Below are 15010 nucleotides of genomic sequence, written 5' to 3'. Positions count from 1 at the left end.
CGTTCAGGATCTTCTGCCGGTCGAACGGCTCGCGGCGCCCGTCCCGCTTGACGACCAGCGGGAGCTCCTCCTCGATCCGCTCGTAGGTCGTGAACCGCCGCTGGCAGGAGAGGCATTCCCTCCTCCGCCGGATGACGTCCCTGTCCTTTCCCGCCCGCGAGTCGACCACCTTGTTGTCGTCGTGGCCGCACCGGGGGCACCTCACGGACCGGGGCCCTCCAGCTTCACCAGCTCCATTCCCACCTCGGAGAGCATCTCCCGGGTCAGGGGATCGCTGTACCCCTCGAGGTAGACGATCCGGCGCACGCCGGAGTTCACCAGCATCTTCGCGCAGATGATGCAGGGGAGGTTCGTGCAGTAGAGGACCGCGTCGCGGATCGACACCCCGTGGAAGGCCGCCTGGATGATGGCGTTCTGCTCGGCGTGAAGCCCCCGGCACAGCTCGTGGCGCTCGCCGGAGGGGACGTTCAGCCGCTCGCGGAGACAGCCGGCGACCTCGCAGTGGGTCACCCCGGAGGGGACGCCGTTGTACCCGGTGGCCAGGAGGCGCCGGTCCTTCACCAGGACCGCGCCAACCGCGCGCCGAAGGCAGGACGACCTCCGGGCGGCGAGCTTCGCCATGTCCATGAAATAGGTGTCCCAGTCGGGCCGGGCGCGCGTTCCCGCCTTCACCTTCCCCCCCCGATGCACTACGCCCCGACGAGGCGCGAGGCGTAGAGCGGGAAGGAGCCGCACAGATCGCGGACTTCCGCCGACACCCGCTTCTGCACGGCGGCGTCCGCCGGGGCCGCCAGAACATCCGCGATCCAGTTCCCGATCCGCTCCATCTCCGGCTCCTTCATCCCGCGGGTGGTGAGCGCGGGCGTGCCGATCCGGACGCCGCTGGTGACGAAGGGGCTGCGCGTCTCGAAGGGAACCGTGTTCTTGTTCACGGTGATCCCGACCCGCTCCAGCGCCTCCTCCCCCTCCTTGCCGGTCAGCGGCGTGTCCTTCAGGTTCACGAGCATCAGGTGGTTGTCGGTCCCTCCGGACACCAGCTTGTGGCCGCGTTTCACCAGCGTGCGCGCCATCGCCTCCGCGTTTCGCAGGATCTGCGCCTGGTACTCCTTGAACTCCGGCGCCATCGCCTCCTTGAGCGCCACCGCCTTCGCCGCGATCACGTGCATCAGCGGGCCGCCCTGGATCCCGGGGAAGATGGCGGAATTGAGCTTCTTCGCCATGTCCTCCCGGCACAGGATCATCCCGGCGCGGGGGCCACGGAGCGTCTTGTGGGTCGTCGTGGTCACGAACTCGCAGTGGGGAACGGGGCTCGGGTGCAGGCCGACCGCGACCATCCCGGCGATGTGGGCGATGTCGGCCATCACCATGCAGCCGGCCTCGTCGGCGATCTTCCGGAACGCCGCGAAGTCGATCCTCCGGGGGTAGGCGGACGCCCCGACGACGATCAGCTTCGGACGGTGCTTGAGCGCCAGGTCCCGAACCTGGTCGAAGTCGATGGTCTCCGTGTCCTCGCGAACGCCGTAGGGGATCACGTTGTACAGCTTCCCCGAGAAGTTGACCCCGCTTCCGTGGGTCAGATGTCCCCCGTGCGAGAGGTTCATTCCGAGCATCGTGTCGCCGGGGCTCATCAGGGACATGTAGACCGCCATGTTCGCCTGGGAGCCGGAATGGGGCTGGACGTTCACGTGGTCGGCCCCGAAGATCCTCTTCGCGCGCTCGATGGCCAGCGACTCGGCCTGGTCCACGAATTCGCACCCGCCGTAATACCGTTTCCCGGGATACCCCTCGGCGTACTTGTTCGTCAGGACCGACCCCGTGGCCTCGAGGACCGCCTCGCTCACGAAATTCTCGGAGGCGATGAGTTCCAGGCGGTACGCCTGGCGTTCCGTCTCCCTGCGGATGACCTCGTAGATCTCCGGGTCGGTCTGCTTGAGGAAGGACATGCGCGGCTCTCCTTGTCCGGCCGTCCCGGGGCCCGGGCCGGCGGCGATGGTGTTCTCGATCCCCCGGATCTTCTCCAGGCGTCCCTCGTGGCGCCCCCCCTCGAACGGTTCCGACAGGAACAGCCGGAGCCGCCGTACGGCGTCCTCCGCGGCCATCGTCCGGGCGCCGAACACGGCGACGTTGGCGTCGTTGTGGAGGCGGGCGAACCGGGCCGCGGTGTCGTCGTAGAGCAGCGCCGCGCGGACTCCGGGGAACCGGTTCGCGGTGATGGACATGCCGAGGCCGGTGCCGCACACCAGGACCCCCGCGTCGGCCGTCCCGGCGGACACGCGCTTGGCGACCGCCGTCGCGAAGTCCGGGTAGTCGACCGAGGCGCCCGACCCCGTTCCGAGGTCTTCCGCGTCGATCCCCGCCTCCGCGAGCGCCTCCCGCAGGCGACGCTTCATCTCCACTCCGGCGTGGTCCGAGGCGACGACGACGCGGCGGGGAGGGAATGCCAACGGGCTACTCCTCGAACCGGCCGAAGAGGAGCACCGAGTTCGTTCCTCCGAACCCGAACGAATTGGACAGCGCGAAACGGACCGGCTGCCGGCGCGCCGCGTTGGGGACGTAATCGAGGTCGCACTCGGGATCCGGCGTCTTGTAGTTCATCGTCGGCGGGATGACGCCGTCGCGGATCGCGAGCGAGCAGAACATCCCCTCGATCGCGCCGGCCGCCCCGAGGAGGTGCCCCGTCATCGACTTCGTGGAGCTGACGGGGATCTCCTTCGCCCGCGCACCGAAGACGGTGCGGATCGCCATCGTCTCGTACAGGTCGTTGTAGGGGGTGGACGTCCCGTGCGCGTTGATGTAGTCCACCGCGTCCGCCGGAACCCCGCCGTCCGCGAGCGCGGCCGCCATCGCGCGGACGGCGCCCTCCCCTCCGGGCGCGGGAGCGGTCACGTGGTGCGCGTCGGCCGACGCTCCGTATCCCCGGACCTCCGCGTAGATCTTCGCGCCGCGGTTCCGGGCGTGCGCAAGCTCCTCGAGGACGAGGATCGCCGACCCCTCTCCCATCACGAAGCCGTCGCGGTCCTTGTCGAACGGCCGGGACGCGGTCTCCGGGTCGTCGTTCCGGTCGGAGAGCGCCTTCATCGAGCAGAACCCCCCCAGCCCGAGCGGGGTGATGGTGGCCTCGGCGCCGCCGGCGATCACCACGTCGCAGATTCCGCTGCGGACGGCGTGCATCCCCTCTCCGATGGCGTGGCTCGACGCCGCGCACGCCGTCGTCGTGGTGATGTTGGGCCCCTTGGCGCCGTACCGCATCGCGATGTGGCCGGGCGCGAGATTCGAGATGAGCATGGGGATGAAGAACGGGCTGATCTTCCGGGGCCCCCCCTCCAGCAGGTACGCTTTGTGGTACCGCTCGAGGGAGGAGAGCCCCCCGAGCCCGCTTCCCAGGTAGACGCCGGCCTTCGGCGCCAGCGCCGGGTCGATGACGAGACCCGCGTCCTCCATCGCCATGTGGGCCGCGGCCATGGCGTAATGGATGAACGGGTCCATCCGCTTGATTTCCTTCCGGTCGATGAAATCCTCGGGCTGGAATCCCTTCACCTCCGCGGCGATGGTGGTGGAGAAATCCTTCGCGTCGAACCGGGTGATCCGTCCGATGCCGGATTTCCCGGCCAGCGCGGCCTCCCAAGTGGGAGCGACGCCGATCCCCAGCGGGGTCACCGCCCCCAGTCCCGTTACGACCACTCTGCGCATATCGCTCCTTCCGCCCGCCGCCGTCGCGGATCCCGCTCCGTCGGCCCCCTACTTCTTGTGGGCGGTGATGTACTGGACGACGTCGTTGACCGTCTTGATCTTCTCGGCTTCCTCGTCGGGGATCTCGATGCCGAACTCCTCTTCCATCTTCATGACCAGCTCGACGATGTCCAGGGAATCCGCGCCCAGGTCGTCGATGAACGACGCCTCGTTGGTGACCTCGTTCACGTCCCGCTCGAGCTGCTCCGCCACGATTTCCCGGACCCGCTTGTCTACCGACATGTTCGTCCCTCCCTTTCCGTATATTGTACTCTCACATGTACATCCCGCCGTTGATGCCGACGACCTGCCCGGTGATGTAGGACGACGCGTCGGACGCGAGAAAGAGCGCCAGTTCCGCGACTTCCCGCGGCTCGGCGAACCGGCCGAGCGGGATCTGCGCCATGAACGCCTTCTGCACCGCCTCGGGAAGTGCCGCCGTCATCGCGGTACGGATGAATCCCGGCGCGATCGCGTTCACCGTGATGTTCCGGGACGCCAGCTCCCGGGCGGTCGCCTTCGTGAACCCGATGATCCCGGCCTTCGCCGCCGCGTAGTTGGACTGCCCGGCGTTCCCCATCATGCCGACCACCGAGCTGAGGTTGATGACCCGGCCGCTGCGCTGCTTCATCATGTGCCGGGTGACCGTCCGGGTCAGCAGGTACGTCCCCTTCAGGTTGACCCGCAGGACCGCGTCGAAATCGTCCTCGGACAGCCGCAGCAGCAGGTTGTCCTTCGTGATCCCCGCGTTGTTCACCAGCACGTCGATCCGGCCGTGCGCCTCGAGGATGTTCTTCACCCCGGCGTCCACCTGCGCCGCGTCGGAGACGTCGAACATCTCCACGGATCCTTTGCCGCCGGCCGCCGTAAGCGCCGAAAGCGTTTCGCGGGCTCCGGCGTCGCTCCCGACGTCGTTCACCACGACGGTCGCCCCCTCGGCGCTGAACAGCTCCGCGATCGACCGGCCGATCCCGCGTGCGGAACCCGTGACCAGCGCCACCTTCCCCGACAGACGCATCGCGCCACCCCCCATCCCGAAATTCATACCCTCAACCTCGCGACCCCATCAAGGGAAAAGTTCACCCGGCGATGGCGCGCGCCGCGCCGAGGTCGGCCGGGCCGCAGAACGCCGCCGCCGCGGCGTCCTTCGCGATCCTCCGGACCAGCCCCGACAGCACTTTCCCCGGCCCCACCTCGAGGAACGCGGTCGCACCCATTCCGAGCATCGCGCGGACCGACTCCTCCCACCGCACGGGCGCCGTGATCTGCCGGACGAGCGTCTCCGCCACCGGATCGCCCTCGGCATACGGCGCCGCCGTCACGTTCGCGACGACCGGAAAGCGGAACGTCCCCTGCGGGATCGCGCGCAGCTCCGGGGCCAGGCGGCCGGCCGCGGGTTCCATCAGGGCGCAGTGGAACGGCGCGCTCACCGGCAGCGGGAGCGCGCGCTTCGCCCCGGCGGCTTTCGCCGCCTCGCACGCGGCGGCCACCGCCTTCCCGCCGCCCGAGATGACGATCTGGTCCCCCCCGTTGAAGTTCGCCGCGGAGACCACGCCGAGGGCGGACCCCGCGCGGCACGCCTCCTCCACCTTTTCCGGGGGGAGCCCGATGATCGCCGCCATCGCCCCTTCCCCCGCCGGGACCGCGTCCTGCATGTACCTGCCTCTGGACCGGAGAGCGCGAACCGCCTCGCGGAGCGGCAGCGCGCCGGCCGCCACCAGCGCGGAGTACTCCCCGAGGGAATGCCCGGCCGCGCACAGCGGGCGGATGCCGGTCTCGGCCGAAAGCGCCCGGAACGCGGCGACGCTCACCGTGAAGATGGCGGGCTGCGTGTTCTCCGTCCGGCGGAGCTCCTCCTCCGTGCCGCGGAAGCACAGGGCGGCGACGTCCAGCGACAACGCGTCGGACGCCTCCAGAAACACCTCCCGCGCGGCGGCGTACGCGTCGTGAAGATCCTTCCCCATCCCCGGAAACTGCGACGCCTGGCCCGGGAAGAGCAGCGCGATTCCCATGGCGCTTCCTACATCCTCACCAGGGCGGAGCCCCACGTGAGCCCCGCGCCGAACGCCGCCAGAAGGACGAGGTCGCCGGGACGGATCCTGCCTTGCGCCTTCGCCTCCGCGAGCGCGATCGGGACCGAGGCGGCGGAGGTGTTCCCGTACTTCTCGAGGTTGACGAATACGCGCTCGGGCGGGATGCCGATCCGTTTTCCGACCGCGGTGATGATCCGCAGGTTCGCCTGGTGGGGGATGAAGAGCGCGACGTCGTCCACCCGGTAGCCGTTGTGCGAAAGCGCCTTCAACGACACTTCGCCCAGCTTGGTGACGGCGTGCTTGAACGTCTCGTTCCCCATCATGCGGATGTAGATCATCCGCCGCGAGATGAGGTCGGGGGTCAGCGGGTGGACGGTGCCGCCGCCGGGACAGTGGATCAGCTCCCAAAGGTTCCCGTCGGAGTGGAGGTGGCACGACAGGACCCCCTCCCCGTCCGGGCACTCGGAGAGGACCACCGCCCCGCTGCCGTCCCCGAAGAGGATGCAGGTGGCGCGGTCCGTGTAGTCGGTGATCGAGGAGAGGATCTCGGAGCCGAGGACGAGCGCCTTCTTCCCTCGTCCGGCCCGGATCAGGGAGTCGGCCACCGAAAGCGCGTAGAGGAATCCGGAGCACGCCGCGTTCAGGTCGAGGGCGAAGGCGTTCCGGGCGCCCAGCTTCATCTGGAGGAAGCACGCGGTCGACGGCAGCGGCATGTCCGGCGTGCAGGTGCCGACGACGATCAGGTCGATGTCGTCCGCCTTGACCCCCGCGTCCGCCAGCGCCTTCCGGGAGGCCTCGAGCGCGATGTCGGAGTTCGCGGCGCCCAGCTCCGCGATCCGCCGGGACTTGACGCCCGTGCGCTCCGTGATCCAGCTGTCGTTCGTTTCGACCATCTTTTCCAGGTCGGTGTTGGTCAGCCGCTTCGGCGGGGCGTGCATCCCCAGACCGATGATCTTCGATCCCACGTCTTCCTCCCCTTTCCGGTTACGGTTGCGCGGCCGGAGTCGCCGGGGCGTGCCCGCGCGACGCGATCGAGCGCGCGATCTCGTCCCCGACCCCCGCCCGGGCGAGGGACCCGGCGGCCCGGATCGCGTTCTTGATCGCCCGTTCGTCGGACGACCCGTGGCAGATGACGACCCCGCCGCGCACCCCGAGGAGCGGAGCGCCGCCGTACTCCGCGTAGTCCATCCGGCTCCGGACCGTCCGCAGCGCTCGCTCGGCCAGCAGCGCGCCCACCTGGGCCATCGTCGACTTCCTGATTTCCGATTTCAAGAACGTACCCAGCGCCTGGACCATCCCCTCCATCGTCTTCAGCGCCACGTTCCCGACGAACCCGTCGCAGACGAAGACGTCCGCCTTGCCGCAGAAGAAGTCGCGCCCCTCCAGGTTCCCCACGAACCGGAGTCCGGTCTTCCGGAACAGGTCGCAGGTGTCCCGCGTGAGATCGGTCCCCTTGGAGTCCTCTTCCCCGATGCTCACGACGGCCACCCGGGGGCCGGCGATCCCCAGGATCTTCCGGGAGTACGCCTCGCCCATGTGCCCGAACTGGAGCAGGTGCGCCGGCTTGCAGTCGACGTTCGCCCCCGCGTCGATCAGGACGATGGGGCCGTGCGGTGTCGGGATGGTCGCGCCGATCGCGGGCCGGTCGACCCCGCGGATGCGCCGGAGGATGAGGAGCCCGCCCGCCATCACGGCGCCCGAGTTCCCCGCGCTCACGAAGGAGGACGCCTTCCCGGCGGAGACCAGCGAAAGGCCCACGCGGATCGACGAGTCCTTCTTCTTCCGGAGCGCCTTGCCGGGGACGTCGCACATCTCCACGACCTCGGAGGCGTGGACCACCTCGATCGCGGCGCCGGAGGAGTCGATCCCCGCCAGCTCCTGGCGGATCCGGTCCTCCTGGCCCACCAGGATCAGGGAGAGGGAGTATTCCCGGGCGGCCAGGACGGCGCCGCGGACGACCTCGCGCGGGGCGTGGTCCCCCCCCATGGCATCCACGGCGATTTTCATCGGAGGGAAGCGGGTGTCAGGCTTCGGTTTTCGCTATGACTTCCCGGCCCTTGTAGGTCCCGCACGTCGGACAGACGGCATGGGGCCGCTTGATCGACTTGCACTGGGGGCAGGTGCTCACGGCCGGCTGGGAGAGTTTCTTGTGGGTGCGCCGCTTGTCCCTGCGGCATTTGGATCCGCGTCGTTTCGGATTCGGCATGGTCTACTCCTTTTTCCCTTTCAGGTTCTTCAACACGTCGAACGGGCCCGGCGAATCCTGCGCCCCGCAGGAGCAAGCCTCCCGGTTCCGGTTCGCCCCGCAGGCCGGGCACACCCCGCGGCAATCCTCGGAGCAGACGACCTTCACGGGGATCTCCAGGGCCACCTGCTCCCAGAAGATGTCGCCGACCTCCACCCCCGTGCCGTCGTAATACCCGACGTCGAGGTCCTCTTCCCGCAGTTCGATCGGCCCCGAACCGGCGGGGCCGCGGTTCCTCGGCGTCAACAGGATGTTGAACGTCTTCCCGAACCGGACCGCGACCGGCTCGGTGCACCGGTCGCACGGAGCCTCTCCCTCGGCCGAGAACGACCCGTCGGCCAGGATGTCGCCGGCGTCCACGGTCAGGACGAGGTCGGCGTCGACGACCCGGCACGAATTCAAGGGAGACGGATCCATCCCTTCGATAACGCGGGGGATCCACGCCCTTCCCCGGGATGCGAAAACGTCGAGACCGCCCCCGGGTATTTCGGACACACGGATGTACAAAGTGGGAATTTCCCTTAAATTAAAGGAAACACTATAGGCAACGCGGCGTTCCCTGTCAATCGCCGAATATTCCCCTCCCGGTGTATCATGGGGACATGAATCGGATGGCCGCGGTGGCCGGTCAGTTTTATCCAGGTACGCCTTCCGGGCTTTCGAAGGCGGTCGGGGAGCTTACCCGGGATATCGAGGGAAAGACGCCCGTGATCGGGATCGTTTCCCCCCACGCCGGGTACGTCTACTCCGGGGGAGTCGCCGGGGAGGTGTACTCCTCCATCCGGATTCCGGCGGTTTCCGTCATTTTCGGCCCGAACCACACCGGGCTCGGTGAAGAGGCCGCGATCATCTCCCGCGGATCGTGGAGGATGCCCTGGGGCGACGTCGCCGTGGACGGGGAGCTGGCCGACCGCCTGAAAAAAGGGGCGCCGATGCTCCGGGAGGACGCCCTGGCCCACGCCCGGGAGCACTCGCTCGAGGTGCAGCTCCCGTTCCTCCGCCGGTTCCGGCCGGAATTCCGCTTCGTCCCGGTGGCGCTCGGCCGCCTCACCCTCGAGGAGTGCCGGGACCTGGGCGAAGCGGCGGCGAAGGCGGTCGAAGGAATGGACGACCGGCCTCTCCTGGTGGCAAGCTCCGACATGTCGCACTATGTACCGGAAGCCGTGGCGCGGAAGAAGGACCGGATGGCGATCGACCGGATGCTCTCGCTCGATCCCGAGGGGCTCTACCGGACGGTCCGCTCCGAGAGGATATCGATGTGCGGGGTGATCCCCGCCACGGTGGTCCTTTTCGCCGCGAAGGCGCTTGGCGCGACTTCGGCGCGTCTGGTAAAATACGCGACTTCCGGCGAGGTCAGCCGGGATTTCGACCAGGTGGTCGGCTACGCGGGCCTCGCCTTCGCCTGAAGACGCCCTTCCCCGCCGCCCCCGGATCCCCCTTTCGGAAACGAGGCAACGCAGATGCCGCAAGTGGTGACGCGCTTCGCGCCCAGCCCGACCGGGTTCCTCCACATCGGGGGCGCCCGCACCGCCCTGTTCAACCGGCTCTTCGCGCGGAACGCGGGCGGGAGGTTCATCCTCCGGATCGAGGACACCGACCAGGAGCGGTCCACGCCCGAGGCGGTCCGGGCGATCCTCGACGGAATGACCTGGCTGGGGATCACCTGGGACGAGGGGCCGCACTTCCAGATGGAGCGGGTGGGTCTCTACCGGAAGGAGGCGGACCGCCTCCTCGCGGAGGGGAAGGCGTACCGGTGCGTCTGCACGAAGGAGGAGCTCGACGCGCGCCGCGAGGAGATGGCTTCGCGGAAGGAGAAGCCGCGCTACGACGGCCGGTGCCGCGCCCTGTCGCCGGAGGCGGTCGCCGGGAAGCCGCACGTCGTGCGGTTCCGGGCGCCCGATGCGGGCCGGACCGTGGTGCACGACCTGCTGCGCGGCGACGTGGCGTACGAAAACTCCGAGCTGGACGACCTGGTGCTCCTGCGAACCGACGGGTCGCCGACGTACAACTTCGTGGTCGTGGTGGACGACGCGTCGATGGGGATCACCCACGTGCTGCGCGGGGACGACCACCTGAACAACACGCCGAAGCAGCTCCTCCTCTACGAGGCGCTCGGCTACCCGCTGCCGTCGTTCGGCCACTTCCCGCTGATCCACGGCATGGAGGGGGGAAAGCTGTCGAAGCGGCAGGACGACGTGTCGGTCACGGCGTACCGGGAGAAGGGGTACCTGCCGGAAGCGATGGTGAACTACCTCGTCCGCCTCGGGTGGGGACACGGCGACCAGGAGATCTTCTCCGAGGAGGAGATGATCCGCCACTTCTCCCTCGAGCACGTCGGACGGTCGCCGTCGAAGTTCAACCTCGACAAGCTGCAGAGCGTGAACGCCCATTACATCAAGGCGTCCGACCCCGGCCGGATCGCGGCGCTGCTCGTCCCCTTCCTCGCGAAGCGCGGCATCGGAGCGACGCCGTCCCCGCGCCTCACGGCCATCGTCCGCTCCCTGCAGGAGCGGGCCCGCACGCTGGAGGAGATGGCGGAGGCGTCCGAATACTACTTCCGGGAGAAGCCGGCCGATCCGAAGGCGGCAGCGAAGTTCCTTGCGCCGGAGATCGCGCCGGTTCTGGGCGAGATCGCGGACGCCTTTTCCGCGCTCGATCCGTTCTCGCACGAGGCGATGGAGGAGGCGTTGCGCCGGGTCGTCGAGCGGAGGGGCGGGAACCTGAAGGTCCACCAGCCGATCCGGGTGGCGCTCACCGGGGGGACCGCGTCCCCGGGGCTGTTCGACGTGATGGAGATCCTCGGGAAGGAAGAGGTCGTGCGTCGCCTGAAGGCCGCCGCCGGCCGGATTGGCGCTTGACGGAAAGCGCGGCCATCGGGTAGCCTGTCTTTTCCGTTGGGGAGTGGTGAAACGGACGGAATCACACGTGGCTCTGACCCACGGTTTCCAGGTTCGAACCCTGGCTCCCCAGCCATCGCGGTCCCATCGTCTAGTGGCCCAGGACACCGCCCTCTCACGGCGAAAACGCGGGTTCGAACCCCGCTGGGACCGCCACTTCTTGCTCGAACATCATTCAATTGACGCCGACACCGCAAGAAGTGGCGGTTACATAGTTCACACGCGGGGTTCGAAGCGAGGTTGCCGCCGACCGAGCAGCCCCGCCCGCGGCTGCCAACTACCGGTCCGCTGGGGTCTCCTGCATCGTAACGTCAGACGGGGAGGAGGCAACGCCTACCGCAGGGGTCGCGTCAGCCTGGGGAGCCGCCCCGCGGGGACGGGACCGGAATTCCGTAAGGAAGGGACATCCAGCCATGCCAAGCGAAAACAACAAGCATCGTTCTCGCCCAGGTCGTATCGTTTCTAAAAAAACGGATTCCACCGTACGCTGGATCGATCCCTTCACCCATTTCCCAGGACCATCTCATGTCCATACTTGGGGGCACTACGACCACAATCCGCATCAGGATGCTTACCATACTGACAGTCACGACGACTCATTCGGTGATGTTCACGGCGATCATGGCCATGATGACGAAAGACACGACGACCAAGCCCATGATGACGTTCATAACGATTATCACTATGACTTACACCAGGATCACGAGGATCATCACGATCATTTTGATGTCCACGATGATGTCCATGATGATGTCGACCACGCCGACGATGCCATGCCGCATGATGATCAGGGTGGTGGCCCTGTCCACTTTGATGCCGTTCACTCGGATCTATCCCATCATGATCATCAACATGTCGATTTCTCCCACCTTGATAGCGGTCATTTTGACGTTATTGATCAACCCCCCCTTCGTGACTTCCTTCCTGTAATTACGCGCTTGGAACTGCTGGTAACTGCTCTCCAAGGAAATCTCTCAAGTGGTGAAGAGCAGCTCGCGAAGGTGTTTGGCCAACAGATGAGATTGGCAAGTGCCGAGATGGGCCGAGTTGTACAGGAGGTCGCGGATCAAATGAAAAAGCTCGAACGACGAATTGTGTTGCTCGAGAATCAAGTGAACAAACCTGACGTTGGAAAACCCGAATGACAATTGAAGTAAGGCCTCTTGGCGTCCATTGCAACATTGGCTGTCAGTACTGCTATCAGAATCCGCAGCGTGATGTGGGCCACTCGACTCGACCATACGACATCGACCTGATGAAGAAAGCAATACTGGCCGAAGGGGGAGCATTCAGCATTTTCGGCGGGGAACCGCTATTGGTACCCCTTGAAGACCTCGAGAATCTGTGGGCATGGGGATTGGCTCAATTCAGGAGGAATGGCATACAGACGAATGGGGTGCTTATCACAGACGGGCACATTCGACTGTTCAAGTCATATCGTGTCCAAGTGGGAATTTCCATCGATGGTCCAGGGCCGCTCAACGATGTGCGCTGGAACGGCACTCTCTCTAAGACCAGAAAAGCAACTGCCCTCACCGAGCAAGCCATTGAACGCCTCTGCGACGAAGGAATCCCTCCGAGCCTGATCATTACCTTGCACAAAGACAACGCAACAGTTGACCGTCTACCGGTGTTAATTGATTGGATCCGATATCTCGAGACTCGTGGCGTACGTTCCGTGCGCCTTCACCTTCTCGAGAGCGAGAACCCGGAAATTCGCAGTCTGTACGGCCTAACCGAGGATGAAAACACGCAAGTCCTGCTGAAATTATTGGAAGTAGAGCGGACCTTGCGGTGTCTCCGTTTCGATATTTTTAATGATATGCGACGTATGCTAATGGGCCAGGACGACAAGGTCACTTGCATCTGGGCAGGTTGCGATCCCTACACGACATCTGCAGTGCGCGGTGTCGAAGGCCAGGGCCAGCGCAGCAACTGTGGGCGCACCAATAAGGATGGGATCGACTTCGTAAAAGCTCCCTGCGTTGGTTATGAAAGATACCTGGCCCTCTTTCATACACCCCAGGAGAACGGCGGATGCAGCGGTTGCCGTTTTTTTCTCATGTGCAAAGGAAACTGTCCTGGAACCGCCATTGGCGGAGACTGGCGCAATCGGACTGAACACTGCGAGGTATGGAAGGGCGTATACAAAGTGCTTGAACGCGAGTTGATTCGCACAGGGAAAAAACCGTTATCCGCTTCCTTGGAGCGTACTGCGCTTGAGAGGGCACATATTGAATCGTGGGCGCGAGGGAAACAGGTCACGATGGCTGCAATTCTTGGGAAACAGGATTCGAACAAGAAAGACAGGAATTCGCCGAGCTCACTGCTAGGAGATATCCAGAACGAGCTGAAGCGACTGCGAGCCGCATGCGAATCATAGATCGCATCAATTTTGTTCTACCCGATTTCACGCGCACAGCGTGGGTAAGCGGCGAGGCGAATCGGATTTGGAGCCCGCGCCTCCAGCGAATTTCGGATGCATGGAACGAAGTTTGTTGGCAGTCCGTTGCCGCCGGGATTCGGCGCGCGTTTATCACTTCACTTTCCTTGGATGCATGCGTGAAAGAATGTCGTCGCTGGAGCGAGCACCGCCTGGCCATACTACCGCTTGCCCTGGAAGGTCAAGCTTCCTGTACTTATTCAGCTACTCCTCCTCCAACCCGGCAAGGCAACACCCCAAGAATCCGCCTTGGAGTCGCAATTCCGGAAGACCTCCGCGAGCTTGGGCGCGCCTGGGACAATCGGGACGATGACGCTATCGGTGCGCTGCTCGGCTATCCTGCCTGCTGCCGGTCTTTCTTTCGGCGTGTCTGGGTGGATCATTCCTGTGTTGACACCACTTGGGCGATGGCAACTAACACCAAGGCAGTTGAACGGGATGTGACTTCCGTCGAAATCAGCATGGACGGTCCCCCTTTCGCGAATATTCTGTGGCGCTGGATTGGCGTCCGCGCTGTCCCGCACCTGCCCTGCAAATTCGATTGTCCTGATAGCATTCGCACAGGCAAAGACATGTTGGCCTTAGGGCGCAAAATAGGCTGTGGTGAAGAGATGGACTGGATAGAAGAAATATTGAACTGGCCAGTGGAGTGGTCCGCATTGCATGGAGTTGCCGAAATATTAACCCCCGTCGTCAAGGTTTCTACAACAACCGACTCAACGGGTGCAATCCATACTGTTCGCTGGAAGGGGCGCTCGTTTCCTCGTGAGGGTGCCCAAGGACTCCGGTTCCCTTATTCGAGTCCCCCGAAAAAGCAGAGGAAAGCATCCGCTCCCCGTCGACTCGATAATCGGGAATCGATACGGCAGCCGTCAGCAACCATTCTTCCGGAGTGGTATAACCGCGATAACGGTTTCGCTACTCGTTTTGCAATGGATCGCGCCCATGACCCCATTGTGAAGTTGGCGATCGCGACGCTCGGCAACGCTGGCGGATCCATATTGGATTTGGGCTGCGGAAACGGAGCGCTTCTGGCGAAAATCGTCAATCAAGTCCCTGGAGCCATCCCATTCGGGATCGACCTCAACGCATCCGCCGTAGAGCATGCAAGCGAGGTCCTTCCAACATTTAACGGCAATATCAGCGTTGGTAACCTTTTCGATGCAGATCGCTGGGCGGCAGATCGCCGATACGAACTTGTCATCCTCATGGTCGGGCGCCTCCGGGAGGCACCTCCTGATTCCGCCAAGCTCGTGGTTGACGCTCTAATTCGCTGCGCGTCGAATACTCTGGTATACGTCTATTCCGGTTGGAGTCCGGAAAGCCTCTCGACTATCGTTGCCCGTGCAGGTCTTCGGCTCGCACAACCGAGCGGGAAAAACTGCGGCCTCTTGGATCTCAACTGAGTTTGTCCCGTTTCGAACAGACACCGCTTACAGCGAAAACGCGGGTTCGAATCCCGCCGGGGCCGCCATGAATACCGCAGCCCCCGACAGGGGGCTTATTCGTTTTCAACGTGCCGCGGGGCGGTACTTGTCCTTGAGGCCGACGATCCGGTTGAAGACCGGCGCGCCGGGCCTCGAGTCGATCTCATCGGCCATGAAGTAGCCGTGGCGGACGAACTGGAACCGGTCGCCCGGTTTCGCTTCGGACAGTCCCGGCT

Annotated in this window: 17 protein-coding genes and 2 tRNA genes; 7 read left to right on the top strand and 12 right to left on the bottom strand. The window is 65.1% G+C overall.

Annotation, left to right across the window (positions count from 1 at the left end):
* From nrdR to HZB86_10005, 11 genes are all read right to left on the bottom strand, one after another.
* Positions 1-205, bottom strand: a 205-nt coding sequence (gene nrdR, locus HZB86_10055; protein ID MBI5905868.1) for a transcriptional repressor NrdR, incomplete at its 3' end; no start/stop codon positions are given.
* Positions 202-627 carry a dCMP deaminase family protein gene (locus HZB86_10050; protein ID MBI5905867.1) on the bottom strand — a complete coding sequence of 142 codons (426 nt, stop codon included), beginning with the start codon at positions 625-627 and terminating at the stop codon, positions 202-204. The genes HZB86_10050 and nrdR, both read right to left, overlap by 4 nt.
* A gap of 62 nt (positions 628-689) precedes the next feature.
* Positions 690-2444 carry a ribose 5-phosphate isomerase B gene (rpiB, locus tag HZB86_10045; protein MBI5905866.1) on the bottom strand — a complete coding sequence of 585 codons (1755 nt, stop codon included), beginning with the start codon at positions 2442-2444 and terminating at the stop codon, positions 690-692.
* A gap of 4 nt (positions 2445-2448) precedes the next feature.
* A complete protein-coding gene (gene fabF / locus HZB86_10040) occupies positions 2449-3690 on the bottom strand; it encodes a beta-ketoacyl-ACP synthase II (protein MBI5905865.1) in 1242 nt (413 codons plus the stop codon).
* A 48-nt stretch (positions 3691-3738) separates the two neighbouring features.
* Positions 3739-3972, bottom strand: coding sequence for an acyl carrier protein (gene acpP / locus HZB86_10035; protein ID MBI5905864.1), 234 nt, complete (start codon positions 3970-3972; stop codon positions 3739-3741).
* Between the two features lie 31 nt (positions 3973-4003).
* Positions 4004-4747 carry a 3-oxoacyl-[acyl-carrier-protein] reductase gene (gene fabG / locus HZB86_10030; protein MBI5905863.1) on the bottom strand — a complete coding sequence of 248 codons (744 nt, stop codon included), beginning with the start codon at positions 4745-4747 and terminating at the stop codon, positions 4004-4006.
* A 61-nt stretch (positions 4748-4808) separates the two neighbouring features.
* The gene (fabD, locus tag HZB86_10025; protein MBI5905862.1) at positions 4809-5741 is read right to left on the bottom strand and encodes an ACP S-malonyltransferase; all 933 of its coding nucleotides are present in this window, start codon (positions 5739-5741) and stop codon (positions 4809-4811) included.
* An 8-nt stretch (positions 5742-5749) separates the two neighbouring features.
* Entirely contained in the window at positions 5750-6727 is a 978-nt protein-coding gene (locus HZB86_10020) for a ketoacyl-ACP synthase III (GenBank protein MBI5905861.1), read from the bottom strand.
* Positions 6728-6746: 19 nt separating this feature from the next.
* A complete protein-coding gene (gene plsX / locus HZB86_10015) occupies positions 6747-7769 on the bottom strand; it encodes a phosphate acyltransferase PlsX (GenBank protein ID MBI5905860.1) in 1023 nt (340 codons plus the stop codon).
* Between the two features lie 16 nt (positions 7770-7785).
* Positions 7786-7968, bottom strand: coding sequence for a 50S ribosomal protein L32 (rpmF, locus tag HZB86_10010; protein ID MBI5905859.1), 183 nt, complete (start codon positions 7966-7968; stop codon positions 7786-7788).
* A 3-nt stretch (positions 7969-7971) separates the two neighbouring features.
* Positions 7972-8424, bottom strand: coding sequence for a DUF177 domain-containing protein (locus HZB86_10005; protein MBI5905858.1), 453 nt, complete (start codon positions 8422-8424; stop codon positions 7972-7974).
* Between the two features lie 185 nt (positions 8425-8609).
* On the opposite strand from HZB86_10005, the gene amrB reads away from it, so the two are divergent.
* The 7 genes from amrB (at position 8610) to HZB86_09970 (ending at position 14753) form a co-directional block, all read left to right on the top strand.
* Entirely contained in the window at positions 8610-9413 is an 804-nt protein-coding gene (amrB, locus tag HZB86_10000; GenBank protein ID MBI5905857.1) for an AmmeMemoRadiSam system protein B, read from the top strand.
* Between the two features lie 54 nt (positions 9414-9467).
* On the top strand, positions 9468-10865 hold the full coding sequence (gene gltX, locus HZB86_09995; protein MBI5905856.1) for a glutamate--tRNA ligase: 1398 nt from the start codon (positions 9468-9470) through the stop codon (positions 10863-10865).
* A gap of 37 nt (positions 10866-10902) precedes the next feature.
* A tRNA-Gln gene (locus HZB86_09990) sits at positions 10903-10980 on the top strand.
* A gap of 4 nt (positions 10981-10984) precedes the next feature.
* Positions 10985-11060 (top strand) — tRNA-Glu (locus tag HZB86_09985).
* A 257-nt stretch (positions 11061-11317) separates the two neighbouring features.
* Positions 11318-12049, top strand: coding sequence for a hypothetical protein (locus HZB86_09980; GenBank protein MBI5905855.1), 732 nt, complete (start codon positions 11318-11320; stop codon positions 12047-12049).
* Positions 12046-13287 (top strand): radical SAM protein, encoded by a 1242-nt coding sequence (locus tag HZB86_09975; protein ID MBI5905854.1) that lies wholly within the window; start codon positions 12046-12048, stop codon positions 13285-13287. Before HZB86_09980 ends, HZB86_09975 begins: the two co-directional genes overlap by 4 nt.
* A 467-nt stretch (positions 13288-13754) precedes the next feature.
* Positions 13755-14753: a class I SAM-dependent methyltransferase gene (locus tag HZB86_09970; protein MBI5905853.1), complete on the top strand. Its 999-nt coding sequence runs from the start codon at positions 13755-13757 to the stop codon at positions 14751-14753.
* A gap of 105 nt (positions 14754-14858) precedes the next feature.
* Here the strand turns inward: HZB86_09970 and HZB86_09965 are convergent.
* The coding region (locus HZB86_09965; GenBank protein MBI5905852.1) for a hypothetical protein at positions 14859-15010 on the bottom strand (152 nt) is incomplete at its 5' end.

This window comes from Deltaproteobacteria bacterium (assembly GCA_016234845.1).
GTDB lineage: Bacteria > Desulfobacterota > Deferrimicrobia > Deferrimicrobiales > Deferrimicrobiaceae > JACRNP01.
Note: the sequence above shows the minus strand (reverse complement) of the source record. Positions and strands in the feature narration are given on the sequence as shown.

What these genes read in the sequence shown, in the direction of transcription:
- HZB86_10050 (MBI5905867.1), bottom strand. Translation starts at nt 627, where the DNA reads ATGGACATGGCGAAGCTCGCCGCCCGGAGGTCGTCCTGCCTTCGGCGC.
- fabF (MBI5905865.1), bottom strand. Translation starts at nt 3,690, where the DNA reads ATGCGCAGAGTGGTCGTAACGGGACTGGGGGCGGTGACCCCGCTGGGG.
- acpP (MBI5905864.1), bottom strand. Translation starts at nt 3,972, where the DNA reads ATGTCGGTAGACAAGCGGGTCCGGGAAATCGTGGCGGAGCAGCTCGAG.
- fabG (MBI5905863.1), bottom strand. Translation starts at nt 4,747, where the DNA reads ATGCGTCTGTCGGGGAAGGTGGCGCTGGTCACGGGTTCCGCACGCGGG.
- fabD (MBI5905862.1), bottom strand. Translation starts at nt 5,741, where the DNA reads ATGGGAATCGCGCTGCTCTTCCCGGGCCAGGCGTCGCAGTTTCCGGGG.
- plsX (MBI5905860.1), bottom strand. Translation starts at nt 7,769, where the DNA reads ATGAAAATCGCCGTGGATGCCATGGGGGGGGACCACGCCCCGCGCGAG.
- rpmF (MBI5905859.1), bottom strand. Translation starts at nt 7,968, where the DNA reads ATGCCGAATCCGAAACGACGCGGATCCAAATGCCGCAGGGACAAGCGG.
- HZB86_10005 (MBI5905858.1), bottom strand. Translation starts at nt 8,424, where the DNA reads ATGGATCCGTCTCCCTTGAATTCGTGCCGGGTCGTCGACGCCGACCTC.
- amrB (MBI5905857.1), top strand. Translation starts at nt 8,610, where the DNA reads ATGAATCGGATGGCCGCGGTGGCCGGTCAGTTTTATCCAGGTACGCCT.
- gltX (MBI5905856.1), top strand. Translation starts at nt 9,468, where the DNA reads ATGCCGCAAGTGGTGACGCGCTTCGCGCCCAGCCCGACCGGGTTCCTC.
- HZB86_09980 (MBI5905855.1), top strand. Translation starts at nt 11,318, where the DNA reads ATGCCAAGCGAAAACAACAAGCATCGTTCTCGCCCAGGTCGTATCGTT.
- HZB86_09975 (MBI5905854.1), top strand. Translation starts at nt 12,046, where the DNA reads ATGACAATTGAAGTAAGGCCTCTTGGCGTCCATTGCAACATTGGCTGT.
- HZB86_09970 (MBI5905853.1), top strand. Translation starts at nt 13,755, where the DNA reads ATGGCAACTAACACCAAGGCAGTTGAACGGGATGTGACTTCCGTCGAA.